21 protein-coding genes are annotated in these 24008 nt (G+C 71.8%); 16 read left to right on the plus strand and 5 right to left on the minus strand.

Features of this window, described 5'->3' with window-relative positions; translation table 11 throughout:
* Positions 1–119 precede the first annotated feature (119 nt).
* The 3 genes from cmk to der all read left to right on the plus strand — a co-directional run bounded on the left by cmk (position 120) and on the right by der (position 3052).
* A complete protein-coding gene (cmk, locus tag GFH48_RS30995; RefSeq protein WP_153291398.1) occupies positions 120–815 on the plus strand; it encodes a (d)CMP kinase in 696 nt (231 codons plus the stop codon).
* A complete protein-coding gene (locus GFH48_RS31000; protein WP_153291399.1) occupies positions 773–1486 on the plus strand; it encodes a lysophospholipid acyltransferase family protein in 714 nt (237 codons plus the stop codon). The genes cmk and GFH48_RS31000 overlap by 43 nt, the downstream gene beginning before the upstream one ends.
* 78 nt (positions 1487–1564) lie before the next feature.
* The gene (gene der, locus GFH48_RS31005; RefSeq protein WP_153291400.1) at positions 1565–3052 is read left to right on the plus strand and encodes a ribosome biogenesis GTPase Der; all 1488 of its coding nucleotides are present in this window, start codon (positions 1565–1567) and stop codon (positions 3050–3052) included.
* Positions 3053–3127: 75 nt separating this feature from the next.
* Here the strand turns inward: der and GFH48_RS31010 are convergent, their stop codons facing one another.
* Both GFH48_RS31010 and GFH48_RS31015 read right to left on the minus strand, forming a co-directional pair.
* Entirely contained in the window at positions 3128–3538 is a 411-nt protein-coding gene (locus GFH48_RS31010) for a hypothetical protein (RefSeq protein ID WP_153291401.1), read from the minus strand.
* Positions 3539–3789: 251 nt separating this feature from the next.
* A complete protein-coding gene (locus GFH48_RS31015; RefSeq protein ID WP_153291402.1) occupies positions 3790–4563 on the minus strand; it encodes a hypothetical protein in 774 nt (257 codons plus the stop codon).
* 539 nt (positions 4564–5102) lie between these two features.
* On the opposite strand from GFH48_RS31015, the gene GFH48_RS31020 reads away from it, so the two are divergent.
* The 4 genes from GFH48_RS31020 to GFH48_RS31035 all read left to right on the plus strand — a co-directional run bounded on the left by GFH48_RS31020 (position 5103) and on the right by GFH48_RS31035 (position 8704).
* On the plus strand, positions 5103–5795 hold the full coding sequence (locus GFH48_RS31020; protein WP_153291403.1) for a LysM peptidoglycan-binding domain-containing protein: 693 nt from the start codon (positions 5103–5105) through the stop codon (positions 5793–5795).
* 355 nt (positions 5796–6150) lie between these two features.
* Entirely contained in the window at positions 6151–7017 is an 867-nt protein-coding gene (locus tag GFH48_RS31025; RefSeq protein ID WP_407698727.1) for a hypothetical protein, read from the plus strand.
* 101 nt (positions 7018–7118) lie between these two features.
* Positions 7119–8156: a helix-turn-helix transcriptional regulator gene (locus GFH48_RS31030; RefSeq protein WP_153291404.1), complete on the plus strand. Its 1038-nt coding sequence runs from the start codon at positions 7119–7121 to the stop codon at positions 8154–8156.
* Positions 8157–8488: 332 nt separating this feature from the next.
* Positions 8489–8704: an I78 family peptidase inhibitor gene (locus GFH48_RS31035; RefSeq protein WP_153291405.1), complete on the plus strand. Its 216-nt coding sequence runs from the start codon at positions 8489–8491 to the stop codon at positions 8702–8704.
* Positions 8705–8858: 154 nt separating this feature from the next.
* On the opposite strand, the gene GFH48_RS31040 is transcribed toward GFH48_RS31035, so the two are convergent.
* Together GFH48_RS31040 and GFH48_RS31045 are read right to left on the minus strand one after the other, a co-directional pair.
* A complete protein-coding gene (locus tag GFH48_RS31040; RefSeq protein ID WP_153291406.1) occupies positions 8859–9902 on the minus strand; it encodes a phosphatase PAP2 family protein in 1044 nt (347 codons plus the stop codon).
* Between the two features lie 240 nt (positions 9903–10142).
* A complete protein-coding gene (locus tag GFH48_RS31045) occupies positions 10143–11312 on the minus strand; it encodes a glycosyltransferase family 39 protein (protein WP_153291407.1) in 1170 nt (389 codons plus the stop codon).
* 257 nt (positions 11313–11569) lie between these two features.
* On the opposite strand from GFH48_RS31045, the gene GFH48_RS31050 reads away from it, so the two are divergent.
* On the plus strand, positions 11570–13180 hold the full coding sequence (locus GFH48_RS31050) for an MFS transporter (protein ID WP_153291408.1): 1611 nt from the start codon (positions 11570–11572) through the stop codon (positions 13178–13180).
* Positions 13181–13331: 151 nt separating this feature from the next.
* Positions 13332–14525, plus strand: a complete 1194-nt coding sequence (locus GFH48_RS31055; protein ID WP_153291409.1) for an acyl-CoA dehydrogenase family protein — start codon at positions 13332–13334, stop codon at positions 14523–14525.
* A 39-nt stretch (positions 14526–14564) separates the two neighbouring features.
* On the opposite strand, the gene GFH48_RS31060 is transcribed toward GFH48_RS31055, so the two are convergent.
* Positions 14565–15005, minus strand: a complete 441-nt coding sequence (locus tag GFH48_RS31060; RefSeq protein ID WP_153291410.1) for a cell division protein SepF — start codon at positions 15003–15005, stop codon at positions 14565–14567.
* Between the two features lie 290 nt (positions 15006–15295).
* On the opposite strand from GFH48_RS31060, the gene GFH48_RS31065 reads away from it, so the two are divergent.
* The 7 genes from GFH48_RS31065 to GFH48_RS31095 all read left to right on the plus strand — a co-directional run bounded on the left by GFH48_RS31065 (position 15296) and on the right by GFH48_RS31095 (position 23794).
* On the plus strand, positions 15296–16528 hold the full coding sequence (locus GFH48_RS31065; RefSeq protein WP_153291411.1) for a DUF5685 family protein: 1233 nt from the start codon (positions 15296–15298) through the stop codon (positions 16526–16528).
* Between the two features lie 504 nt (positions 16529–17032).
* On the plus strand, positions 17033–17215 hold the full coding sequence (locus GFH48_RS31070; protein WP_153291412.1) for a hypothetical protein: 183 nt from the start codon (positions 17033–17035) through the stop codon (positions 17213–17215).
* Positions 17212–19095: an FAD/NAD(P)-binding protein gene (locus GFH48_RS31075; protein WP_153291413.1), complete on the plus strand. Its 1884-nt coding sequence runs from the start codon at positions 17212–17214 to the stop codon at positions 19093–19095. Before GFH48_RS31070 ends, GFH48_RS31075 begins: the two co-directional genes overlap by 4 nt.
* A gap of 102 nt (positions 19096–19197) precedes the next feature.
* Positions 19198–20250, plus strand: a complete 1053-nt coding sequence (locus GFH48_RS31080) for an LLM class flavin-dependent oxidoreductase (RefSeq protein WP_153291414.1) — start codon at positions 19198–19200, stop codon at positions 20248–20250.
* Positions 20251–20525: 275 nt separating this feature from the next.
* Positions 20526–21308 carry a DUF1684 domain-containing protein gene (locus tag GFH48_RS31085; RefSeq protein WP_153291415.1) on the plus strand — a complete coding sequence of 261 codons (783 nt, stop codon included), beginning with the start codon at positions 20526–20528 and terminating at the stop codon, positions 21306–21308.
* A 300-nt stretch (positions 21309–21608) separates the two neighbouring features.
* Positions 21609–22514 (plus strand): S1 family peptidase, encoded by a 906-nt coding sequence (locus tag GFH48_RS31090; RefSeq protein ID WP_153291416.1) that lies wholly within the window; start codon positions 21609–21611, stop codon positions 22512–22514.
* Between the two features lie 227 nt (positions 22515–22741).
* Positions 22742–23794 (plus strand): slipin family protein, encoded by a 1053-nt coding sequence (locus GFH48_RS31095; protein ID WP_228121430.1) that lies wholly within the window; start codon positions 22742–22744, stop codon positions 23792–23794.
* Positions 23795–24008 lie beyond the last annotated feature (214 nt).

The raw sequence follows: 24008 nt of genomic DNA on the forward strand, positions 1-24008 counted from the left end.
GTTGGCGGGGGAGCGGCGACGGGGCCAGTAATACGGGGCCCGGGGAGCCAGTAACCTTGTGCGGGGCGCGTTCGCGTCCCGCACAGACCTCCACCCCGCACCAGGAAGGTGTCCCCACCGTGGAAAACGGCGCCGCCCGGACCGCCCCGGCAGTGATTGTCGCCATCGACGGCCCCTCCGGCACGGGCAAGTCGAGCACCTCCAAGGCCGTGGCCGCGCAGCTGGGCCTCAGCTACCTGGACACGGGCGCGCAGTACCGGGCGATCACCTGGTGGATGGTGAGCAACGGCATCGACGTCACGGACCCGACGGCGATCGCCGCCGTGGCGGGCAAGCCGGAGATCGTCTCCGGCACCGACCCGTCCGCGCCGGCCATCTCGGTCGACGGGACCGACGTCGCGGGGCCGATCCGCACCCAGGAGGTCACCTCCAAGGTCAGCGCGGTCAGCGCGGTGCCCGAGGTGCGCGCCCGGATCACCGAGCTGCAGCGTTCGATCGCCGCGGGCGCGGAGTACGGCATCGTCGTCGAGGGCCGGGACATCGGCACCACGGTGCTGCCCGACGCCGATCTGAAGATCTTCCTCACCGCCTCCCCGGAGGCGCGTGCCGCCCGCCGCAGCGGTGAGCTGAAGGGCGCCGACGTCCGGGCGACGCGCGAGGCCCTCCTGAAGCGGGACGCGGCCGACTCCAGCCGCAAGACCTCCCCGCTCGCCAAGGCGGACGACGCGGTCGAGGTGGACACCTCCGATCTCACGCTCCAGCAGGTCATAGAGTGCGTCGTCACCCTCGTCGAGGAGAAGCGGGCCGCCAAGTGACCGCACCCTCCGAGAGGGGCGCCGAGATCGGGCGCCGTATCGGCGTCGGCCTGATGTACGGCCTGTGGAAGCCGCGGGTGCTCGGCGCCTGGAAGGTCCCCGCGACCGGCCCGGCGATCCTCGCCGTGAACCACTCCCACAACATCGACGGACCGATGGTGATGGGCGTGGCACCGCGGCCCACGCACTTCCTGATCAAGAAGGAAGCGTTCATCGGCCCTCTCGACCCCTTCCTGCTCGGTATCGGGCAGGTCAAGGTCGACCGCACGACCACGGACCGCACCGCGATCACCCAGGCCCTCGGCGTCCTCTCGGCCGGCGGGGTGCTCGGCATCTTCCCCGAGGGCACCCGCGGTGAGGGAGACTTCGCCTCGCTGCGCGCCGGGCTCGCCTATTTCGCGGTCCGCAGCGGCGCCCCGATCGTCCCGGTGGCGGTACTGGGAAGTTCCGGGAAGAGCAGCCGGTTGACCAAGGGTCTCCCGCCGCTGCGCAGCCGGGTCGATGTCGTCTTCGGAGACCCCTTCGAGGCGGGCGACGGCAGCGGGCGGCGTACGCGCAAGGCGCTGGACGAGGCGACCACGCGCATCCAGAAGCAGCTGAGCGCCCACCTGGACCACGCCAGGCGTCTGACCGGACGCCCGGAAACCGCCGGGCGCCCCACCGGGCACTAGGCGACACTTGAGTAGTGGATCACCCGATGTGCGGGCGGTCCACCGATCACCACGAATGAACGACGAGGTACGGACTTCATGAACGACCACATTCAGCCCGACGGCTCGGCCGGCCCGGCCGGGCACGAGCACGGGGCGCTTGGCGATGCCGAGTACGCGGACTTCATGGAGCTCGCCGCGGAAGAGGGCTTCGACATCGAGGACGTCGAGGGCGCGATCGACGAGGCGGGCCACGGCCCGCTGCCCGTCCTCGCCGTCGTCGGCCGCCCGAACGTCGGCAAGTCGACCCTGGTGAACAGGATCATCGGCCGCCGCGAGGCCGTCGTCGAGGACAAGCCCGGTGTCACCCGCGACCGGGTCACCTACGAGGCCGAGTGGGCGGGCCGCCGTTTCAAGCTCGTCGACACGGGCGGCTGGGAGCAGGACGTCCTCGGCATCGACGCGTCCGTCGCCGCGCAGGCCGAGTACGCGATCGAGGCGGCCGACGCGGTGGTCTTCGTCGTGGACGCCAAGGTCGGCGCGACGGACACCGACGAGGCCGTCGTACGGCTGCTGCGCAAGGCCGGCAAGCCGGTCGTGCTCTGCGCCAACAAGGTCGACGGCCCGAGCGGCGAGGCCGATGCCTCGTATCTCTGGTCCCTCGGTCTCGGTGAGCCGCACCCCGTCTCGGCGCTGCACGGCCGCGGCACCGGCGACATGCTGGACGCCGTCCTGGAGGCCCTGCCCGAGGCCCCGGCGCAGACCTTCGGCACCGCGGTGGGCGGCCCCCGCCGCATCGCCCTCATCGGCCGTCCGAACGTCGGCAAGTCCTCCCTGCTGAACAAGGTGGCGGGCGAGGACCGCGTGGTCGTCAACGAGGTCGCGGGCACCACCCGTGACCCGGTCGACGAGCTCATCGAACTCGGCGGTATCACCTGGAAGTTCGTCGACACGGCGGGCATCCGCAAGCGTGTCCACCTCCAGCAGGGCGCCGACTACTACGCCTCGCTGCGGACCGCCGCCGCCGTGGAGAAGGCCGAGGTCGCGGTCATCCTGATCGACGCGTCCGAGACCATCTCCGTGCAGGACCAGCGCATCGTCACGATGGCCGTCGAGGCGGGCCGCGCGATCGTCCTCGCCTTCAACAAGTGGGACACCCTCGACGAGGAGCGCCGCTACTACCTGGAGCGGGAGATCGAGACCGAGCTCCTCCAGGTGGCGTGGGCGCCCCGGGTGAACGTCTCGGCGCAGACCGGCCGGCACATGGAGAAGCTCGTCCCCGCGATCGAGACGGCCCTGGACGGCTGGGAGACCCGGGTTCCGACCGGTCGTCTGAACGCCTTCCTCGGTGAGCTGGTCGCCGCCCACCCGCACCCGGTCCGTGGCGGCAAGCAGCCGCGCATCCTCTTCGGTACGCAGGCGGGGACCAAGCCCCCGCGGTTCGTGCTGTTCGCCTCCGGCTTCATCGAGCACGGCTACCGGCGCTTCATCGAGCGCCGGCTGCGCGAGGAGTTCGGTTTCGAGGGGACGCCGATCCACATCTCGGTCCGGGTGCGCGAGAAGCGCGGTGCCAACAAGAAGAAGTAGTCGCGGGAGCGATGTGAACGGGTGAGGGGCGGCTCCCATGGGAGCCGCCCCTCACCCGTTCACATCGCTCCCCGCTCAGAGTCCCCGGCGTGGCGCGGGCGGCAGGGCGGCCGGGACATGGTGCATGCCCGTGCCCTGCTGTCGCCCGCCCGGCTGCCAGACGGCGGTCGCCGTCGTGGTGTGCCCCGGCGTCACGCCGCCGTGGCGCGCGGAGTAGGCCCCCGCGCTGTAGGAGCTGAACGACGAGGTGTACGAGGACGATCCGTACCCGCCCGTGCCGTGCGCCAGATTCCCGAAAGCCGTGAAGCCGAGCTCCTCCTCGCCGTGCCGGTCGCCGGGCAGCGCCCTGAAGCATCTGACCCACTCGGCGTAGAGCGCGTCGTAGATCGGCGTGGCCGAGGGGCTGCCCTGGGGGTCCTGGGCCGGTCGCGCGGGCGGGATCGGCTGGAGGGACTGGCGGCGGCGGGGGGCGTCGTAGGTGTGCACGTATGTGCCAACGACCCCACCGCCCAACGGATGCGGCCACCGTGCCGCTTTCGCAGGTCAGCGGGGACTCGGATCCGGGGTGGGGGAACGCTCGGCGCCCCTCGGGGGTGCGGATCACCGTGCGTCCCATCGGGGACGGCCGGAGCCGACCCCGGTGACCGGGCCGGCTCCGGCCGTCCGTGACCGGAGCCGACGCCGGTCACCGGGGTGATCGGCGCGGCCGTGGCCGCCCGCGGCCTCGGGAGGAGCGGTCACGTACCGGCGAGCGGCATGGCCGCGGCCACCAGCTTCCCGTTGGCCGCGGCCTTGTCCAGCGCGTCGCGCAACAGGTCCTCGCGGGGCTGGCGGCCGATCGAGCCGACCGGAGCCGCGAACAGCAGTACCTGCTGGTGCTTGTTGGCGGCCGCGCGCCAGCTCTCGGCGACCTGGAGTGCCTGGTGGGCCTGCCACCAGGCGACGGGCGAGCCGCCGCCGGTGCCCGGCTGGAGCACGGCGTGCAACTGGCCCATGGCGAGCAGTACCGACCAGCCGTGCAGTACGGGCGGCACCGAGTGCAGCTGGGTCACCGGCATGAAGCCCTGCTCGATCAGGAGCGGCAGGAAGTCGTCGCCGATGTCCGTGGAACCGGGGCGCACGATGGGGCCGGTGGGTTCGACGACGAGAGCAGGGTGCAACTCGCCGTTCAGCAGGACGAGTCCGCTGGTGACGCCCAGCACGGCCTGCTCGGGGGCGGCCTGACCGGGCCCGCCGTCGGGGTTGATCGAGCGGACGGCGCCCTGTAGTTGCTCCTCGGTGACCTGCACGACCTGTGAGGGCAGGCAGGTGGCGTGGGCGAAGGCGAGGACGGCGGTCTCGTCGCCGATGAACAGGACGGTGCTGGTGCGCTCCTGTTCCGAGTCGCCCGGGGTGCGGCAGGACGTGCAGTCGTAACTGCCCGGGGCGTTCTCTCCGGCGAGCAGCCGGTCGGCTTCTTCGTCGCCGATCTCGGCGCGTACGTCGTCGCTGACGTCGAGCATGCGCGGCACGGGTGGCTCCTCGGGATGCGGTGCGTGGCGATGCCGGGTGGCTCCCGGCCCATGACGCCGGGGGCCCCGGCTCATGAAGATGACAACGGGCGATCTGTGGCCGGAGTCACGCCCGGAAGCGAACGGAATCGAACCATCCGACGCGCAGGGTGAACTCGGGCGCGGAATCCGTCACTCCCAGCCAACTCGACTGGGCCCCGGGGAAGTTGAACCGGTGAGGTGGGTCACAGATCGGAAGGGTGACTGGTCGACATATCCGGAAATCGGGCAATGAAATGGGTGGCCGAAAGTCGCCGATACCTGCGGTAACCATGAACTGGCCTCGAATGACAAGGAGTTGGTTGATATCGGGGCGACCAGCTCCCTAGATTCCACCCCCGAGTGCAACGAGCACCACTCGGGCACGTCCGCCGGCCGCAGCACACAGTCAGCTTCGAGCACCACCGCCGGCGGACGGGGCGGAGTGCGACGACCGCGTCCTACGCGCAGGCAGTCGCACCCCGCCTTGGGGGACCCCGGGTGTTTCGAGAGGGAAATACATGTCCGCATGTGCCGACAACACTCGTAAGGTCCGTACGACCACTCGTACGACGGCGGTCCTCGCCGGGGCGGCTCTGCTCGCCCCGCTCGGACTGCTCGCCGCGACCGGCGACGCCGCCGCGGCCGACAGCGGAGTGTGGGACCGCATCGCCAAGTGCGAGAGCGGCGGGAACTGGCACATCAACACCGGCAACGGCTACTACGGAGGACTCCAGTTCTCCGCCGGCACCTGGCGCGCATACGGGGGCACGGCCTACGCGTCGACCGCCGACAAGGCCTCCAAGGGCGCCCAGATAGCCATTGCCTCCAAGGTCCAGAACGCACAGGGATGGGGCGCCTGGCCCACCTGTTCGGCCCGGGCCGGAGCCTACGGAAGCGCGCCGGCGTCCTCGGGCACCGGGTCGGCCGCCACGAAGCCGACACACAGGTCGGCGGCCGGATCGACGTCCTCGTCCTCCGCGTCCAAGGCGGCACCGCCGAAGCGGCGGACGGCGCCCGCACGCGCGTCGGGCCACACGGACCGCGACATGTCGCGCGGCGGCCACGGCGACTACACGGTCCGCAGCGGTGACACCCTCAGCGGCATCGCGTCACGGCACGCGACCACCTGGCGGGAGATCTACGCGGCCAACCGGGCCGTCATCGGCGGTGATCCCGACCTGATCGTGCCCGGCCAGCGGCTCGACCTCTGAGCACCGCCTCTCCCCGCCCACGGGCACGGGGCTCCCGTCCGGTCGGCCGACCGGACGGGAGCCCCTCCGTCGAACGGGACCGTGCCCCGGCGCAGTTCGCGACCGCGCCCCGGCGTAATCCGCCACCGTGCGTCGCCGCGCTCCTCGCCCGGCGGCCATCGTCCGCGCGAGGGTCCGGAGCCACGGGAGTCACGCGCGCGGGGTTCCCGGACGGAGGGCCATGCGGCCAACGACCGCTTCTCGTGGTGCCGCGGTCGTCCCATGAGCGCCGATGTGCCGCCGGGACGCAACCAATCGGCCGGGTCCGCGGTCTCATCACCCAAGAGGTCCACCCGAGCAAGGGACGCCCCGCATGATGACGCCGGTCCCGCGGGCCGCGCGACGACGCGCCGACACGGACACCGACGTGCCCCCGTGCGCCGACTGCATCGCCGACTCCGCGGGCGGGCTGACCTTCGACGTCACCGACACCGGCGAGCCGGGCGCCGCGCTCCTGGTGCTGCGCCGCCGCGGGGGCCACGAGGAGGTCAGGCTGCCGCTGACCCCCGCCGGGGACGGCCGGCTGCGTGCCGCTCTGCCCAGCAGCGTCCCCCTGCCCGAGGGCCGTTGGGACGCGTTCGCGCAGGTGGCGGGCGGTGCACCGCACCGTCTGGCCCCCGGCGTCAACGATCTGCGCTCACTCGTCGCCCGAGTCCCCAGCGGCGCGCTCGGCCACGTCGCCGTCCGTATCCCGTACGCCTCCGGATTCCCGGCTCCGCCCGGACCGGAGAGACCCACGCCCCGGCACGGCCGCCTCACCGTCCGCAGCTGGCTGCGCGCCCCGCACGCGGAGGCGGTCGAACTGACCCGCGGGGAGCGGGGCCTGGGGGTACGCGGCCGCGTGTACGGCGTCGCCCTCGCGCCGGACGCGTACGCCGAGGTGTGCCACCGGGACGCGACCGGGACCCTGGTGCGGGCCGAAGTGGCCGTGGAGCGGACCGAGTTCCGGTTCACGGTGGCCTACGACGCCCTGCGGCCCGGCGACTGGGACCTCTGGCTGCGGCCGGCGGGGGAGGGAGGGCCCCGGGTGCGCGTCGCGCGGCTGCTCGACGACATCGCCGACAAGAAGACCGTCCTCCTCCACCCCAGGACCGTCGTGCGGACGTCGCACGGCCCGCTGATGGCCGGCCCCTACTACACGTGGGACAACGACCTCTCCGTGACAGTCGCCCCGGCGCACTGAACACCCCTCGCGGACGGCAAGGGCACCCCGGGCCACCGGCTTTCGCTCCCGGAACGCCTCGTGGACAGTGGTCGTCCGCGAGGGCTGGCAGACTCGACGCCATGCTGGAGACATCGGCACGACTGCTGCGGCTGCTCTCGCTGCTCCAGGCCCACCGCGAATGGTCGGGTGCCGACCTGGCGGACCGCCTCGGCGTGACACCCCGCACGGTCCGCCGTGACGTGGACCGGCTGCGCGAGCTGGGTTACCCCGTGAACGCCAGCCCGGGTACCGGAGGCGGCTACCAGCTCGGCGCCGGCGCCGAGCTGCCGCCGCTGCTCCTGGACGACGACGAGGCGGTGGCCGTCGCGGTCGGACTGCGCACGGCCGCCGGACAGGGCATCGAGGGCATCGGCGAGACGTCCGTACGGGCCCTCGCCAAGCTCGAACAGGTGCTGCCGAACCGGCTGCGCCGCCGGGTGGGCGCCCTCAACGCCTTCACGGTGCCGATGCTGCGCGGCCCGCGGGCCTCCGCGGTCGACCCGGCCGTGCTCACGGAACTCGCCAACGCCTGCCGGGACTCCGAACGGCTGCGCTTCGAGTACCTCGACCACGGCGGCTCCCCGACCCGCCGCACCGTCGAACCGCACCGTCTGGTCTGCACCGAACGCCGCTGGTACCTGGTCGCCTGGGACGTCGAGCGTGACGACTGGCGCACGTTCCGGGTGGACCGCATCACGCCCAGGCCGCCGCACGGACCGCGCTGCCCACCGCGTACCCCGCCGGCGGACGACCTGGCCGCCTATGTCTCCCGGGGTGTCTCCACGGGCGCGTACGCCGTGCGGGCGGTGGTGCGGCTGTTCGTTCCCCTGGCGGAGGCGGCCGAGCGGGTCTCGCCGTCGACGGGCACGCTGGAGGCCGAGGGCGAGGACAGCTGTGTCCTGCGCACCGGAGCCGCGAGTCTCGACGTGATGGTGGTCCACGTGATGCTGACGGGCTTCGAGTTCGAGGTGCTCGAACCGGCCGCGCTGACCGAAGCCGTCAGGACGGCGCGAGGACGGCTGTCCAGGGCGCTGGAGCGGACCGCCGGGCAATCGCCCCGGACGGGGGACGGGACGGACCGAACACCGCGGATCGAAGGTGGATCCCGGATGGTGTGACGGGCCGGGGACGCGCGGGGGTTCTGTGTCGGAACCGTGTATTTCCTATGCGGCACCGGCCTCCGTGACACGCGCCGGAATCGGAATGCAAAGCGCGGGTGCTGCGTTGGTGCGCGTACTTTCCGCCGGCTTATTCGGAACGGCGCCGGGACGGTCCCGAATTACGTTCGAAGGAGGGCAGCTCATCGGCCGAACCGCTCGTTCGTGTGACGGAGTTCGGTCGAAACGCGTGTCGTGATCCTGTGACAGAAGTGTGACCGGAGGGGTACGTGTGACACAGGGTCCCCGGTTCGGGCTTCCCCGGCCGGGGCGGGCCGCCTAACGTGGCGGCCATGGCACCCATTCCCACCCCGCCCGCGGAACCCGAGGACAGCCCGGACAGTTACGTCGGGATGGAGGCGAGCGGTGCCGAGCGCCGCGCCCGTGAACGGGGCTGGTCCTCGGTGCGCTCGCTCCCGCCCGGCGCGATCATCACCATGGAGTACCGCGTGGGGCGGCTGAACTTCGAGGTCGGCGGCGGCCGGGTGATCCGCTGCTGGAAGGGCTGAGGCCGGGCCCGTCCCGGCTCCCCGGCCACAGGTCACTCGATCCCCGAGGATTCAGGGCCACGGACCCGATCGCGCGAAGGCCCCCGGCTCGGGTCAGCCGGGGGCCTTCGCGTGCGGGGAGGTCGTGCGTACCGGCCCCGCGGTGTTCCGGGTCTCAGCCGCCCGCGGCGGGCCGGGCCGAGGCCGTGGTGGTCGTGGCGCGTGCCGCGCGGTCCGGGTGCGGAGGCCGGCGGCTGCCGGCCGGGGTGACCGGGGTGCGCTCCGAGCGGGCCAAGTGCGGTCCGGGCGCCAGGTGGACGGGTCCCCGGGGCGAGCGCGCGGCGGCCACGGTCTCGCGCGCCGGCATCTCTTCGTCCACGGGGCCGTGCTGCTTGACGAGGACGGGCGCGCCGACCGGGACGCCGACGGGAGCATCGGCCGGAGCGGGCGCCGTACGGCCGCGGCGGGAACGCCAGGCGTCGCGCAGCGTGAAGATCCCGGCCTCGGCGTGGGCGATCAGAGGCTCGCACCAGGGCAGCGCGAGAAGGATCAGCAGGCCGGCGGCCCAGCCCAGCAGTACGTCGCTCAGCCAGTGCGTACCGAGATAGACGGTGGTGAGGCCGACCCCGAGCGAGGTCACGGCGGACAGGGCGGACAGCCAGCGCCGCGCCCCCGGGGTCGAGGCCAGATAGGCCAGAATTCCCCAGGTCACCACGGCGTTCGCGGTGTGACCCGAAGGAAATATATCGCCGCCAAGACCCATCTCGTTCGAGCCGATCGTGATGGCGTAGTGCGGTCCGAGGCGGCCCATGCCGAGCTTGGCGGCGCCGACCGTGATGTTCAGCAGCAGCAGCGAGGCGCCCAGCGTCAGCAGCGGGCGGAGGGTGTGCTGCCGCCACGAGCGCCAGCCGAGCCAGGCCGCCACCATCACGGCGGTGGGGCCGCGTTGGCCGAGCACCACGTAGTAGTCGAGGAACGCGTGGATCTCCGGCCACTGTTGATAGGGCCGGAAGAACATGACCTGCCAGTCGAACCGGACCAGCCACGAAGTGATCGCCACGGCCCACACGATGGCCACGTAGAAGGCCAGGGTGGCTCCGAAGAGCACAACCCTGTGCCTGCTCATCTTCGGCACATCGATGTGGGCCGGTCGTTCCGGCTCACGGTCCAGCCGGGCGAAGACCCGGTCCAGACGGGTGAGGTTTCGTTCGGTACGCACTCAATCGACGCTACAGCGAGTGAGCTGCGTTCCAGGCCGAATCACTCGCTTTGTGATGACGATGTGATGTGGGATTCCTCTCAGGGTGATGTTTATTTCCAATGATTCGCTAATCCGCGAGGAGATGGTTCACGCAATTCCATTGATCGGTTCTGAGGCTGGTTATATTGCGCTTATTAATTCGTTCACCGAATGCTTGACTGGAATTCTCCGGCTGCTCACCGGCTGCGAGGGGGCCGGTCACGGCGGTCCGGAGCCGTTCAGCCAGAAGGCCCCGTAGACCGCCGAAGCCGCGGCCACGGCCCCGAGAATCGCCGCTGACCTGGACGTACGCAGTCTGGCCAGGGCCAGGGCGAGGGGCAGCAGCAGGGGAAAGGCGGGCAGCAGAAGGCGCGGTTTCGAGCCGAAGTAGCCCGAAGCGCACAGAGCGAGCGCGGTGACGATTCCCGAGTACACCAGCAGCGGGAGCGGCTGTCCCTGGCGCACACAGCTGACGTACAGCCAGATCACCAGGGCGACCCCGACGGTCAGCCCGACGCCGGCGAGCGCCGACGGAAATGACGTGAACTTGTCGCCCACGAAGCGCGCGAACGCGTATCCGCCGTCGAATCCGTTGCCCCACTGCCCCTGGACGTCGAGATAGCCCAGCGGGCCCCTGCCCGTGCGGTGGCCCACCCACAGGACGTATCCGGCGGCGCCGAGCGGCGCGAGGAGCATGCCGAGGGCGCGGCGCCACCCGAAGGCGCCCCGCGCGGGAGGCGTGCTCCGTTCCCGCACGAACGAGGTGATCGCCGCCACCCAGAGCGCCGCGACCACCGCCGCCCCCACCGGGCGGGTCAGCCCGGCGAGCGAGGCGAGCAGACCCGCCGTCAGCCAGCGGCCGGCCAGCACCGCGTAGAGCGACCAGGCGGCCAGCGCCGTGAACAAGGACTCGCTGTACGCCATCGACTGCACGATGCCGACGGGCAGCACCGCCCATACGAGCGCGGCGCACACTCCGGCACGCCGTCCGTACACATGGTCCGCGACCGCGAAGATCCCCCAGGCCGCGGCCGGCGAGGCGAGCGTGCCCACCAGCAGTCCCGCGTCCGCGTAGGACAAGGGGGACAGAGCCGCGACGAGCCGCTCCAGCCAGGGCAGCAGCGGGAAGAACGCGAGATTGGAGTGCACGTCGCCGTTGGGCAGCCGGACCTCCCAGCCGTAGCCGAACGCGGCGACCCGGGTGTACCAGAGCGAGTCCCAGCGCGCCGTCAGCAGGGTGTGGGCGCTCTTGCCGTTCGCGGCACTCCACAGGGCGAGGGTGATCAGGCCCAGGGCGCGGACGCCCGCGTACCCGAGGAGGGCCGGTGCGGCGTGGCGCAGCGCGCCCGCACGGGGCGGCGCCGCGGCGGGCGTGTCGAGATCGGTCACGGGCTCGATTATCGACGGCCCGCGGAACCGGCCGGTCTCCCGGGGCACGGGTCGAGCGGGCGGGCGTGGCGTACGCCACACACCGGGCCAGGGAAACGTGAGAGGTCCGCCACGTGTGGTCAAGGGGAACTCGCGTACGCTGGCCGCTCACTCGCCTTGGTCGCGTGCGCCCGGGAAGCCGTTCCTCCCGCCGCAGCCGCAGGGAGTCCCCACCCAGCGGATCGCCCGACGCGAGGGAACATCTGGGAGGTACGTACATGTCCGGGACGACCACGGCCGACACGTGTCGCCGTCGGGAGGCCGGGGCCGGTGCCAACCGCTGGGTCGTCCTTGTGGTGCTGTGCGTCAGCCTGCTCCTGGTGGCCCTCGATGCCACCGTGCTGCACGTCGCGGTGCCCGCCGTCACCGAGGATCTCAAGCCCGGCGCGATAGAGCTGCTCTGGATCGTCGACGTCTATCCGCTCGTCTGTGCCTCTCTCCTCATCCTCTTCGGCACGCTGGGCGACCGGATCGGCCGCAGGCGCGTCCTCCTGCTCGGATACGCGCTGTTCGGCGTCGCCTCGGGTGCCGCCGCCCTCGCCGACAGCGCCGAGCTCCTCATCGGGGCCCGTGCCCTGCTCGGCGTCGGTGGCGCGATGATCATGCCCGCCACCCTTTCGATCCTGCGCCAGGTCTTCCCCGACCGGCGCGAGCGCGCGCTCGCGATCGGCATCTGGAGCGCCGTCGCCGCCGTCGGCGCCGCGGTCGGACCGCTGCTGGGCGGTTTCCTCCTCGAACACTTCTGGTGGGGATCCGTATTCCTCATCAACATCCCGCTGATGCTGGTCAGTCTGCCGATCGGGCGGCTGCTGCTGCCCGAGTCGCGCGGCGCACGCAACGGACCCTGGGACGTGACCGGGGCGCTGATGGCCGCCGCCGGACTCTTCGGGCTGGTCCTCGGGGTGAAGCAGCTCGGCGGCGGCGAGGCGCCCTCGGGTCCGCTCACGCTGACACCACTGCTCCTCGGCGCCGCGCTGATGTTCGGATTCATACGGCGGCAGCGGCGGCGCGCGCACCCGCTGGTCGACCTGCGGATGTTCTCCAGGCCCGCGTTCAGCACCTCGGTGGGATGCATCGTGCTCGCCATGCTCGCGCTGGTCGGCCTGGAGCTGATCGCCGCGCAGTACCTGCAGCTGGTGCTCGGTCTCTCGCCGCTGGCGACCGGACTGCGACTGCTGCCGCTCACCATCGCGGCGATGGCCGCGGGGCTCGTCGGGGCCCGGATGCTCCGCAGGTTCGGGCCGCGTGTGATGGTCTGCTCCGGGTTCTGTGTCACCGCGGCCGCGGTGGTCACGCTCACCGCGATGGGCGGGAACGACAACGCCGGACTGCTGCTCGCCGGGTTCGTGCTGCTCGGCTTCGGGCTGGAGACGACGCTCTTCGGGGCGTACGAGTCGATGCTGAGCGAGGCGCCGCCCGCACAGGCGGGCGGGGCCGCGGCGATAGGCGAGACCTCGTACCAGTTGGGTGCCGGGATCGGGATCGCGCTCCTGGGGAGTGTGATGAACGCGGCGTACGCCCCCGGGCTGTCGTCCGTGCCGGGGGTGCCGGCGGGAGACTCGGCCGCGGCGGGACACTCGCTGGGCGAGGCGTACGACGTGGCCGCGCGGCTGGGCGGGGCGCGTGGGGCCGCCCTGCGGCACGCGGCCCGGGACTCCTTCGTGCACGGGCTCCATGTGACCCTGCTGGTCAGCGCGGGACTGCTGCTGCTGGGCGCGGTGATGGCACTGCGGCTGCCCCGGATCATGGACTGCGAGGCGCCCGCGACCGCGGGTTCGGCCGAGGTTCCCGCGCCCCGCGAGGCGACCGGGGCCCGGGTCTCCGCGTAGCTTCCCCCCGTCCGCCCCTGTGTTCCCTTCGTTGCCTCGTTCCCCGCTCGCGCGCCGGTGGACCCTGGACGTACGGGACAGCGCGTCGTAGCGTCGGCCCCGAAGCCCTTGTGACTATCACTGCTAGTTTTAGTGTGCCGGAGGTTCTGCCATGTCCGCGTCCTCGAAACTGCCGCCCTTCGACCCCGCCGACCCGCTGGGCATCGACGACCTGCTGGACCCCGAGGACCTCGCGATCCGCGACACCGTCCGGAACTGGGCCGCGGACCGCGTGCTGCCGTATGTCGCGGAGTGGTACGAGAAGGGGGAGCTGCCCGGGATCCGGGAGCTGGCGCGGGAGCTGGGCGGGATCGGCGCGCTCGGGATGTCGCTGGAGGGCTATGGGTGTGCCGGGGCCGGCGCGGTGCAGTACGGGCTCGCCTGTCTGGAGCTCGAAGCCGCCGACTCGGGGATCCGGTCCCTCGTCTCGGTGCAGGGATCGCTCGCCATGTACGCCATCCACCGCTTCGGTTCCGAGGAGCAGAAGCAGCGGTGGCTGCCCTCGATGGCCGCCGGCGACGTCATCGGGTGCTTCGGGCTGACCGAGCCCGACCACGGCTCCGACCCCGGTGCCATGCGGACCTTCGCCAAGCGCGACGCCGGGGGCGACTGGGTCCTCGACGGGCGGAAGATGTGGATCACGAACGGGTCGGTCGCCGGGGTCGCCGTCGTCTGGGCGCAGACCGACGAAGGGATCAGGGGATTCGTGGTCCCCACCGACGCGCCGGGGTTCTCCGCGCCCGAGATCAAGCACAAGTGGTCCCTGCGGGCCAGTGTCACCAGTGAGCTGATCCTCGACGACGTGCGGCTGCCCGCCGACGCCGTACTGCCCGGGGTGCGCGGGCTCAAGGGGCCGCTCAGCTGCCTCTCGCACGCGCGGTACGGGATCGTGTGGGGCGCGATGGGCGCCGCACGGGCCAGTTTCGAGGCCGCCGTCTCCTACGCGAAGACGCGCGAGCAGTTCGGCCGGCCCATCGGCGGCTTCCAGCTCACCCAGGCCAAGCTCGCCGACATGGCCGTCGAACTGCACAAGGGAATCCTGCTCGCCCACCATCTCGGCCGGCGCATGGACGCGGGACGGCTCCGTCCCGAGCAGGTCAGTTTCGGCAAGCTCAACAACGTGCGCGAGGCGATCGAGATCTGCCGGACCGCCCGGACCATTCTCGGCGCCAACGGGATCTCGCTCGAATATCCCGTGATGAGGCACGCCACGAACCTCGAATCGGTGCTCACCTACGAGGGCACCGTGGAGATGCATCAGCTGGTACTGGGCAAGGCGCTCACCGGACTCGACGCCTTCCGGTGAACCGGGCACCGCAGGGCGGGGCCGGTGAGCGGCCCTGCCTCAGCTCTGGTTGAAGAAGCCGTCCGTCGGGCGACCCGCGGCCTCGCCGCTGACGATCTCCGTGTGGGCGGGGGTCAGCAGGAAGACCCGGGTGGCGACCCGCTCGATGGTGCCGCGCAGGCCGAAGGTCAGACCGGCCGCGAAGTCCACCACGCGCTTGGCGTCGGAGGCTTCCATGGCCGTGAGGTTGATGATGACCGGGACACCGTCCCGGAAGAGTTCACCGATGCCGCGTGCGTCCCGGAAACTGTCCGGGGTGACCGTGCCGATCCGGCGGCCCTTCTCCTCCGCCGTCTCGGACGCGACCTTCACGCGCGGGTCGGTGACCCAGGCATCGCCGGATTCCTGCCCCCCGGCGTAGTTGTCGTCGTCGTAGTAACGCTCGTCATCGTTGTCGTCGACGAGGCCAAGCCAGGCACTCGCCTTGCGCACCGATCCCATGGACGCCTCCTCTCACAGCGGTCTTTCTTGCTTTCCGCATCCCCATGGTCGTCCATGATGCGGATGTCGCGCCAAGTGGATAGACGCCGCGCGGGGGTTTCGTGACGGTACTGGTGCACAGCGAATTCGTCGAGAGCCCGCGCCCCCCAAGGGTCGTGCCGTGTACGGCTGCTGACTAAGAGTGAAATATGATTCTCGACGGCGTTCGGGTGGCGAGTGGGGCGTACGGGTGAACGGGGTGGTCGATACGATGCCGCAGCTCGACGTCGGACGAGTCACGGGGGAGTGTCGTGTTCGGAATCGTGAGGCCCTGCAGCCACCGGCTCGGTGAAGGGCTCAAGACCCAGTGGATGGCGCATCTGTGCGGGCTCTGCCTCACGTTGCGCGGGGACCACGGGCAGTTCGCACGGATCGTCACGAATTACGACGGTCTGCTGATATCGGTTTTGACGGAGGCTCAGGTCGAGCGCGCCGGCGGAGCCCGGCGTACGGCCGGCCCCTGCCCCCTGCGCGGCATGCGGACCGCGTCCGTGGCGCAGGGTGACGGCGCGCGGCTCGCCGCCGCCGTCTCGCTGGTGCTGGCCTCCGCCAAGGTACGCGATCACGTGGCCGACGGGGACGGCCTGTTGGCCCGCGGGCCGGTGGCGCTCGCCGCGCGCCGGGTCGCCGCGAGCTGGGGACGTGCCGGGGCCCGCACCGGGTCCGAGGTCGGCTTCGACACGGCTGTCCTGGTCGACGCCGTGGACCGGCAGCTCGGTATCGAGACGCTCGCCGGGCCCGGAACGCCGCTGCTGACCGTCACCGAGCCGACCGAGTCCGCGACCGCGGCCGCCTTCGCGCACACCGCGGTCCTCGCCGGCCGGCCCGGCAACGCGGCGCCGCTCGCCGAGGCCGGACGCCTCTTCGGACGGCTCGCGCATCTCCTCGACGCCGTCGAGGACAGAGAAACTGACGCCGCGTCGGGTGCCTGGAATCCGCTGACGGCCACCGGGACGCCGCTCACCGAGGCGCGGCGGCTCGCCGATGACGCGCTGCACGGGATACGCCTGGCGCTGCGCGAGGCCGCGTTCACGGACGGCAGGCTGGCGCATGTCCTGCTCGCGCACGAGCTGGCGCGTTCGGTGGACCGGGCCTTCGGGACGTCGGGGTGCGGGCACGGCGGCCACGGCGATCCGGGTGCGGACGGAGCCTTCGGGCCGCCGCGGCAGGGCGGCCCGTACGACCCGCGGCAGCCGCCGGCTCCGTACGACGGACGCAATCCCTACGCCGGCGGGGGCGGCCCCGTCGGCGGCGGGCCCTCCTTCCAGCCGCCCGGGTCCGGCAGGCGCGGCCTCTGGGCCGGATGCGCGGCCGCGATCGGACTCTGCTGCACCTGCAAGGTGTGCTGCGCCGACGAGTTCGAGGGCCCGTGGTCCCGGCAGCGGCGCGAGGGCTGGTGCGGCAACTGCGACTGTTCCTGCTGCGACTGCTGTGAGGCCTGCGAATGCTGTGAGTGCTGCTCCTGCTGCGACTGCGGGCTCTGAGGGCGCCGGCCACGTCCGCGCCGTCGCGGTCCGGTCGGCGCCTCGTCCTTCCCGACGGCCGGGACGGCGACCGCGATGGTGGAGGGGTCCCCTGAAAGGGGCGTGCGGGGGTACGGAGAGGGGAGGGGTGCGTGTGTGAAGGCCTGACGGGGAGCGGGGAAAAGCGGAGGACGCCCGTTTCGGGCCGTCGCGCAGGAGGTCGGCTCGGTCAGCTCAACAGGAAGAGGACCACACTCGACCGAAGTCGATGTGGGAGCGCGTGACCAGCCATTGCTGCGAATGCATGGACCCAAGTGGAACAGGCATCCGTTTCCGCGTCAACTGACCTGAGACGTACGGCTCATAGTGTGGACAACCTTGACAGCGAGGGGAAACGCCCCCGTACTCTCGGTCCACGGCCCTGCTGAGGGGCTCGGCCGTACGCGCCTCGCGGCGCCCGGCGCCACCCGCGCCGACCTGTGTGAAGGCACCCGTGCTCGACTCGATGCATCACGGAGCCTCCGCATGTCCTCGGACACCCTCACCAAGACCACCGAAGCCGTACCGGACGACACGGCACCGCCGGACATCGTCCCGCGACGCCGTCTCGGCCGGTACACCGTCGTCGCCTCGGTGCTCTCCTCGCTCTCCTCCGGCAGGTTCCACGTCGGGAGGCACCACGCGCGCGGTTCGGAGCGCAGCCGATGAGCACGCATCCGGTGACTTCGCATCCGACGGCGGCGCGCCAGACGGCCGCGCACCCGTCGGCCACCCACCCGACCGGCACCCACCCGACCGGTACGCACCCGGGGAAACCGCACCCGGGGGACGCCGGGCGCCCCGCGCTGGTGATCGTGGGCGCCGGTCCCCGCGGAACCGGACTCCTGGAGCGGATAGCCGCCAACGCGCCCGAGCTGTACGCCGGTTCGGGTCTCGACATCCATCTCGTCGACCCGTATCCGCCGGGCGGCGGCCGCATCTGGCGCGAGGAGCAGTCTCCGCTGCTCTGGATGAACTCCGAGGCCCAGGACGTCACGATGTTCACCGACGAGACGGTGGACATGGCGGGGCCGGTCCTGGCCGGCCCCACACTGCACGAGTGGGCCGCCCTCGACGGACACGCCTTCGCCGACCGACGGCGCCAGGGCACGTACCTGCGCTGGGTGTACGAGCGGACGGTGGCCGCCCTGCCACCGGACATCACGGTCCACCACCATCCGTGCCGCGCCCTGCGGATCGGCGGAGGACACGACGGGCGTCAACTGGTGTGGCTGGAGGGCCACGCGCGGCCGCTCGGCGCCGACCTCGTGGTCCTCACCCTCGGCCATCTCGACGCCGAACTCGACGCCGAGCAGCAGGAACTGGCCGCGTACGCCCGTGCGCACGACCTGGTCCACCTGCCGCCGGACTTCACCGCGGACAGCGACCTGGCGGCGCTGAGACCGGGCGAACCGGTTCTCGTCCGCGGCTTCGGGCTCGCCTTCGTCGACCTGATGGTGCTGCTCACCGAGGGGCGCGGCGGACGGTACGAAGGAGAGACCTATCTGCCCTCCGGACGTGAACCGGTGCTGTACGTCGGCTCCCGGCGCGGCGTCCCCTACCACTCCAAGATCGGATACTCCTGGACCGGTGAACGGCCGCCGCTGCCACGCTTCTTCGGGCCGGACCAGGTCGGTGAACTGCGCGCCCGTCCCGGGGGGTTCGACTTCCGGCGGGACGTGTGGCCGCTGGTCGAGAAGGAGCTGGGATTCGCCCACTACCACCGGCTGTTCACCGCCCACCCCGAGCGCACACGGATCGCCTGGACCGACTTCGAGGAGAAGTACGGGAGCGGAGACGGCGCCGAGATCCGGGCACTGGTGGCCTCCGCCGTGCCCGATCCCGCCGACCGGCTCGACCTCGCCGCGCTGGACCGCCCGCTGGACGGGGTGCGTCACACCTCCTACGAGGAACTCCAGACCGGGCTGCGCGCTTACATCGAGTCCGACCTGACCAGGCGTCACAACCCGGCGCACAGCGTCGACTCGGCGGTCTTCCTCGGACTGCTCTCGGTCTACGGGCAGTTGGTCGGGCTCGGTGACATCGGTCCGTGGTGGCACGGCTTCTTCAGCTTTCTCGCGTCGGGACCGCCCGGACCACGGCTGCGCCAGATGCGGGCCCTCTCACAGGCCGGGATCCTGCGGTTCCTGGGCGCGGGCATGACCGTCACCGCGGCCGAGGGGGTCTTCCGGGCGGCCGGCACGACCGTGCCCGGCGCGACGGTCGAGGCCAGAGCGCTCGTCGAGGCGCGACTGCCGCACCCCACGGTCGAGCGGACCCGCGACACGCTGTTGCGCGAGCTGTACGCCGAAGGGGCGGCCGCCACTCCGGAGGGACTGCTCGCCGTGGACCCCGCCGACGGCAGGGTCCTCGACCGCTCCGGTGTCCCGCACCCCCGGCGCTTCGCACTCGGCCCGCACACCGACGCCCGGGGTTCGGGCGCGTTCACCCGGCCGCGTACCGGTGGCCCGGCGTTCCGGCAGAACGACGCGACGGCCCGGGCCGCGCTGGTGTTCCTGCGCGACCTCGCCCGCCGCCCCACCGGGTGACCCGGGCCCACCCTCTCCTCCGCAGTACGTCCAGGGCTGTTCGGGCTCTTCGCTCTCTTTATGACCATTCATCGACACGGGGTAGGGGAAGGTGTCATTCACATGACCGCACCGCACGGCCGGGGGCCGCTGCACCTGGCCGCCGCCGTCGATCAGCGGGGGTCCTCCGACGCCGCCGCGTACGTCGAACCGGCGCAACTGGCGGAGCGTGGCGCGCTCGACTTCGTGACGCTCGGCGACACCTTCGCGAGCCCCGGCCCCGACGCGCTCGGTGTCCTCGCCCGGGTCGCATCCGCCACCCGCCGGATCGGTCTGGTGCCGACCGTGCCCGGCAACCGCACCGACTCCCGCCGCGTCCAGGAGGCGGTGGCGACCCTCGACCGGATCAGCCGGGGCCGGGCCGGCTGGCGGTCCGGTGGGCGGACGGCCGAGCACGAGCACGAGACCGAGTACGAGACCGAGCACGAGCACGAGACCGGGGCCGGGGCCGGGGCCGATGTCCGGTTCCGGGCCTGCGGGGAGGGCGACATGGGGACGGGTGAGGGGGTGACCGGCGGTCCCGGCGCCCGGGACAGGCCGCACCGTGTCGACTACCGGGGCAGCACCTTCTCCGTCACGGGCCCCTCGACCGGGCCGCGGCCCCCGCAGGGCCACCCGGTCCGGGTCGTGGACGCCACCGGGAGCGCCGCCCGCCGGACCGCGGCCCGGTACGCCGACGTGGCACTCCTGCGGGTCACCGGTCCGGCCCAGGCCCGCGCCCTCAGGGCCGAACTCCGCGATGCCGCGGCCGGGTCGGGCCGTGCTCCCGACACGCTGAGGGTCCTCGGCGCGCTCACCGTCGACCTCGGTGACGGCGAACGCGCGGCCGAGCCCGGCCATGGCGGCGGCGGTCCCCGGCACACCCCGCGGGGCCCGCTGTACCGGGGCGGTCCCGTCGGCCTCGCCGAACTCATCGCGGTCTGGCACGAGTCCGAGGCCGTCGACGGCTTCCACCTGACCCCGGCCGAACCGCGCCGTGACCTGGAACGGCTCGTGAACGCGACGGTGGCACTGCTCCAGCACCGCGGCCTGTTCCGTACGTTCTATCCGGGAAGCACCCTCAGGGAGCACCTGCGACTGGCCCGGCCCGCACGCCCGCAGGCCCGTACGCCGTGACCGGGGGAGCGGCATGACCGTACAGGGGGGACGGCCCTCGTCCGCCGGCGCCCCGGAGGCGGTCGCCACGGAGCCGGACGCGCTGGTGACCGCCGACGCCGCCGGTGGCTTCGCCTCACCGTCAGTCCCCCGTCCGGCCCCCGGTGGACCCGGCGTGTCCGCCGACCGGATCGTCCCGCCGCCCCGGGAGCGGGACGCGCTCCGCACGGAACACACGGGGACGGCGCCGCGCTCACGCCTCGGGCCGGCGCGGCCCCTGTGGAAAGGTTGATCACATGACGACGGACGCATCCGAGGACTGGAAGCAGTGGCACGAGCACCGCATCGAGACGGTGTCCGCGCCCTACGGCCCGCCGGCGCTCACCGGCACCCACTGGCTGGAGGATTATCCGGACGGGCGACTTCCGGACATCCCCGGGCGGTGGACCGCCGAGGAGGAGGGTGTCCTGCTGACGGGCGCGCCCGAGGACCGTCTGGACGTGGACGGCGAGCGTCTCACCGGAGCGGTCCGGCTGGTGGCGGACGTCGGTCCGGCGGCCGGGGCCCGCGTCGGGACCGGTGACCGCCGCTTCGTCGTCCTGGTGCGCGAAGGAGTCTGGGGCGTACGCGACTTCGACCCCGCCGCTGTGACGCGAACGGCGTTCAAGGGCATCGAGGCGACACCGTACGATGCCCGCTGGTCGGTGCCGGGGCACTTCACACCGTACGGCGAGAGGCGCACCGTACGGGTGGAGAACGCGGACGGGCGGACACGCGGACTCGAACTCGGCGGGATCCTCGCCTTCACACTGGACGGCGCGGATCTCACGCTCCAGGTGTCGGTCGGGAGCGACGGCTCGCTGTGGGCCGTGTTCGCCGACGCCACCAGCGGGGACAGCAGTTATCACTTCCGGTTCCTGCGCCCGGCGGCGCCCGACACCGAGGGGCGCACGACCGTGGACTTCAACCGCGCCGTGCTTCCGCCGTGCGCGTTCGCCGACCACTTCGTCTGCCCCTTCCCGCCTCCCGGCAATACGCTGGGCGCGGCCGTCGCGGCGGGGGAGCGCACGCTGAGCTGAGCGGGGGAGTGGGGGCGGGGTTGGGGGAGCGGGTGTGGGTGTGGGAGAAGCGGGCGGCGCCCGGGTCCGCACGGATTCCGCACCATCGTGCCGGGGAGATCAACACCCCCTGGTCGTACGCAAGTTGAACGCTGCACGGCCGAAAGGCGCCCTTGCGCCGGTCGGTCGTGCGGCCGAATACTCCCCCACAGCGCTTGTCAGGGGCACGGCTTGTCCGGAATCCGGACGGGCGACTCCCGGCTGCGCCTCACGGGCCCCGACCCCACGCGGGCCCCCTACTTCCCTCGGGAGGAACGAAAAGTGAGGATCAAGCGCACCACCCCCACTCCTCGCAGCGGCATGGCGAGACGCGTCAAACTGATCGCCGTGACCACCGGACTCGTGGCCGCGGCGGCGTTCGCCGCCCCCACCGCGAACGCGTCCGATGTCCATACGTTCAGCGCCACCCAGCTGAGCACGGTGAACAAGTCGGTTCTCGACTCCGACGTCGCGGGCACCGCCTGGGCGGTCGACGCCAAGACGAACCGTGTCGTCGTGACCGTCGACAGCACGGTCTCCCAGGCCGAGATCGCGAAGATCAAGAAGGACGCGGGCGGTGACTCCGCCGCCCTGACGATCAAGCACACTCCGGGCAAGTTCAAGAAGCTGATCACCGGTGGCGACGCCATCTACGGCGGTTCGTACCGCTGTTCGCTCGGTTTCAACGTGCACAGCGGGAGCACCTACTACTTCCTGACCGCGGGCCACTGCGGTGAGGTCGCCTCCACCTGGTACTCCAACTCCGGTCACACCACCACGCTGGGCACGAACGTCGGCTACAGCTTCCCGACCAACGACTTCGCGCTGGTCCGCTACACCAACTCCTCGATCGCCCACCCGAGCGCGGTCGGCAGCCAGACCATCACCAGCGCGGCCACGCCCAGCGTCGGCACGACCGTCTACCGCCGTGGCTCGACCACCGGCACGCACAGCGGTCGCGTCACCGCGCTGAACGCCACGGTCAACTACGGCGGCGGCGACGTGGTGTATCAGATGATCCAGACCACCGTCTGCGCCGAGGGCGGCGACAGCGGCGGTCCGCTCTACGGGGGTTCCGTCGCCTACGGCCTGACCTCCGGTGGCAGTGGCAACTGCACCTCCGGCGGTACGACCTTCTTCCAGCCGGTCACCGAGGCGCTGAGCTACTACGGCGTGAGCGTCGGCTGACCGACTGATTCCCCCCACGGCGCCAACTCCCCCCACGGCACATCCCCCACTGTGCCCCGCGCGGCCAGACCTGCGGCCAGCAGAAGGCGGGCCCCCGTACGCAACCGGCGTGCGGGGGCTCGCCCTTGTTCAGGTGGCGGGGTTACCGTCGAAGTGAACCCGTGAGGCAGGCCTGACAAGGGTCTGGTACACGCCTGATGCGCCACGTCGGACCCTGGGGGGCCGTGATGGTCGAGGAACTGGTGGCGGCGGGAGTCTCCGTCGCGGCGGTGGGCCTGGTCTATGTGATGGCCGGGGCCCGCGTGGTCAAACAGTACGAACGCGGAGTCGTGTTGCGCCTGGGCCGGCTGAGCTCGGAGGTGCGTGGGCCCGGGTTCACGATGGTCGTGCCCTTCGTCGACAAGCTGCGCAAGGTCAACATGCAGATCGTCACGATGCCGGTGCCCGCGCAGGAGGGCATCACCCGGGACAACGTCACGGTGCGGGTGGACGCGGTCGTCTACTTCAAGGTGGTGGACGCGGCCGACGCGGTCATCCAGGTCGAGGACTACCAGTTCGCGGTCTCGCAGATGGCGCAGACCTCGCTGCGTTCGATCATCGGCAAGAGCGACCTCGACGACCTGCTCTCCAACCGCGAGAAGCTGAATCAGGGCCTGGAGCTGATGATCGACAGCCCGGCCATGGGCTGGGGCGTGCAGATCGACCGGGTGGAGATCAAGGACGTCTCGCTGCCGGAGACGATGAAGCGGTCGATGGCCCGGCAGGCCGAGGCCGACCGTGAGCGGCGGGCCCGGGTCATCAACGCGGACGCGGAACTTCAGGCGTCGAAGAAGCTGGCGGAGGCCGCCGGGGTGATGTCCGAGCAGCCGGCCGCGTTGCAGCTGAGGCTGCTGCAGACGGTGGTGGCGGTCGCCGCGGAGAAGAACTCCACGCTCGTCCTGCCCTTCCCCGTCGAACTCCTGCGGTTCCTGGAACGAGCGCAGCAGCCGGCCGCACCGACGCCGGAACCGGTCGCACCGGTACGCGAACCGGTCGCACCGGCACCGGCAGTGCCGGCGGCACCGGCACCGCCAGTACCCGCACCGGATCGGGCGGCGGTACTTGGACCGTTCCCGGAACCGACGGCACAAGGGCTGAGCGCACAGGAGCCGAGCGCGTCGGAGTCGACCGCGCCGGAACCGGCCTCTCCCGCCGCTCAGCAATCGGTGCGGGAGCAACGGCCGCTTCCCGGAACCCCCTTGGATCAGAGTCCCGAAGGGGCGAAATCAAGACAGGACTAGACCTCACAGGCCGCATGTCGACCACTCGCACACAGTATTTGCAGTGGGAACTCGCGTGCTGTGACCACGCAGGGTCAAGGTGTGCGGGGCGCACGCCTGTTGCCGTACGCGCGTCCTGAAGTCGACCTTGTGTGCTCCCTGTGCGTCTCGGAATAGTGGGCGGCGAACAACGGGCATGGACACGGCATTTTGCCGTGGACCAGGTAGGTGCCCG

This window comes from Streptomyces fagopyri (assembly GCF_009498275.1).
GTDB classification, from domain to species: domain Bacteria; phylum Actinomycetota; class Actinomycetes; order Streptomycetales; family Streptomycetaceae; genus Streptomyces; species Streptomyces fagopyri.

Excerpts from the sequence above, each read along its gene's own strand:
- GFH48_RS31055 (WP_153291409.1), top strand. The coding sequence starts at position 13,332 with ATGTCCGCGTCCTCGAAACTGCCGCCCTTCGACCCCGCCGACCCGCTG.
- GFH48_RS31070 (WP_153291412.1), top strand. The coding sequence starts at position 17,033 with ATGTCCTCGGACACCCTCACCAAGACCACCGAAGCCGTACCGGACGAC.
- der (WP_153291400.1), top strand. The coding sequence starts at position 1,565 with ATGAACGACCACATTCAGCCCGACGGCTCGGCCGGCCCGGCCGGGCAC.
- GFH48_RS31095 (WP_228121430.1), top strand. The coding sequence starts at position 22,742 with ATGGTCGAGGAACTGGTGGCGGCGGGAGTCTCCGTCGCGGCGGTGGGC.
- GFH48_RS31060 (WP_153291410.1), bottom strand. The coding sequence starts at position 15,005 with ATGGGATCGGTGCGCAAGGCGAGTGCCTGGCTTGGCCTCGTCGACGAC.
- GFH48_RS31085 (WP_153291415.1), top strand. The coding sequence starts at position 20,526 with ATGACGACGGACGCATCCGAGGACTGGAAGCAGTGGCACGAGCACCGC.
- GFH48_RS31080 (WP_153291414.1), top strand. The coding sequence starts at position 19,198 with ATGACCGCACCGCACGGCCGGGGGCCGCTGCACCTGGCCGCCGCCGTC.
- GFH48_RS31020 (WP_153291403.1), top strand. The coding sequence starts at position 5,103 with ATGTCCGCATGTGCCGACAACACTCGTAAGGTCCGTACGACCACTCGT.
- GFH48_RS31075 (WP_153291413.1), top strand. The coding sequence starts at position 17,212 with ATGAGCACGCATCCGGTGACTTCGCATCCGACGGCGGCGCGCCAGACG.
- GFH48_RS31030 (WP_153291404.1), top strand. The coding sequence starts at position 7,119 with ATGCTGGAGACATCGGCACGACTGCTGCGGCTGCTCTCGCTGCTCCAG.
- GFH48_RS31025 (WP_407698727.1), top strand. The coding sequence starts at position 6,151 with ATGACGCCGGTCCCGCGGGCCGCGCGACGACGCGCCGACACGGACACC.
- GFH48_RS31035 (WP_153291405.1), top strand. The coding sequence starts at position 8,489 with ATGGCACCCATTCCCACCCCGCCCGCGGAACCCGAGGACAGCCCGGAC.
- GFH48_RS31050 (WP_153291408.1), top strand. The coding sequence starts at position 11,570 with ATGTCCGGGACGACCACGGCCGACACGTGTCGCCGTCGGGAGGCCGGG.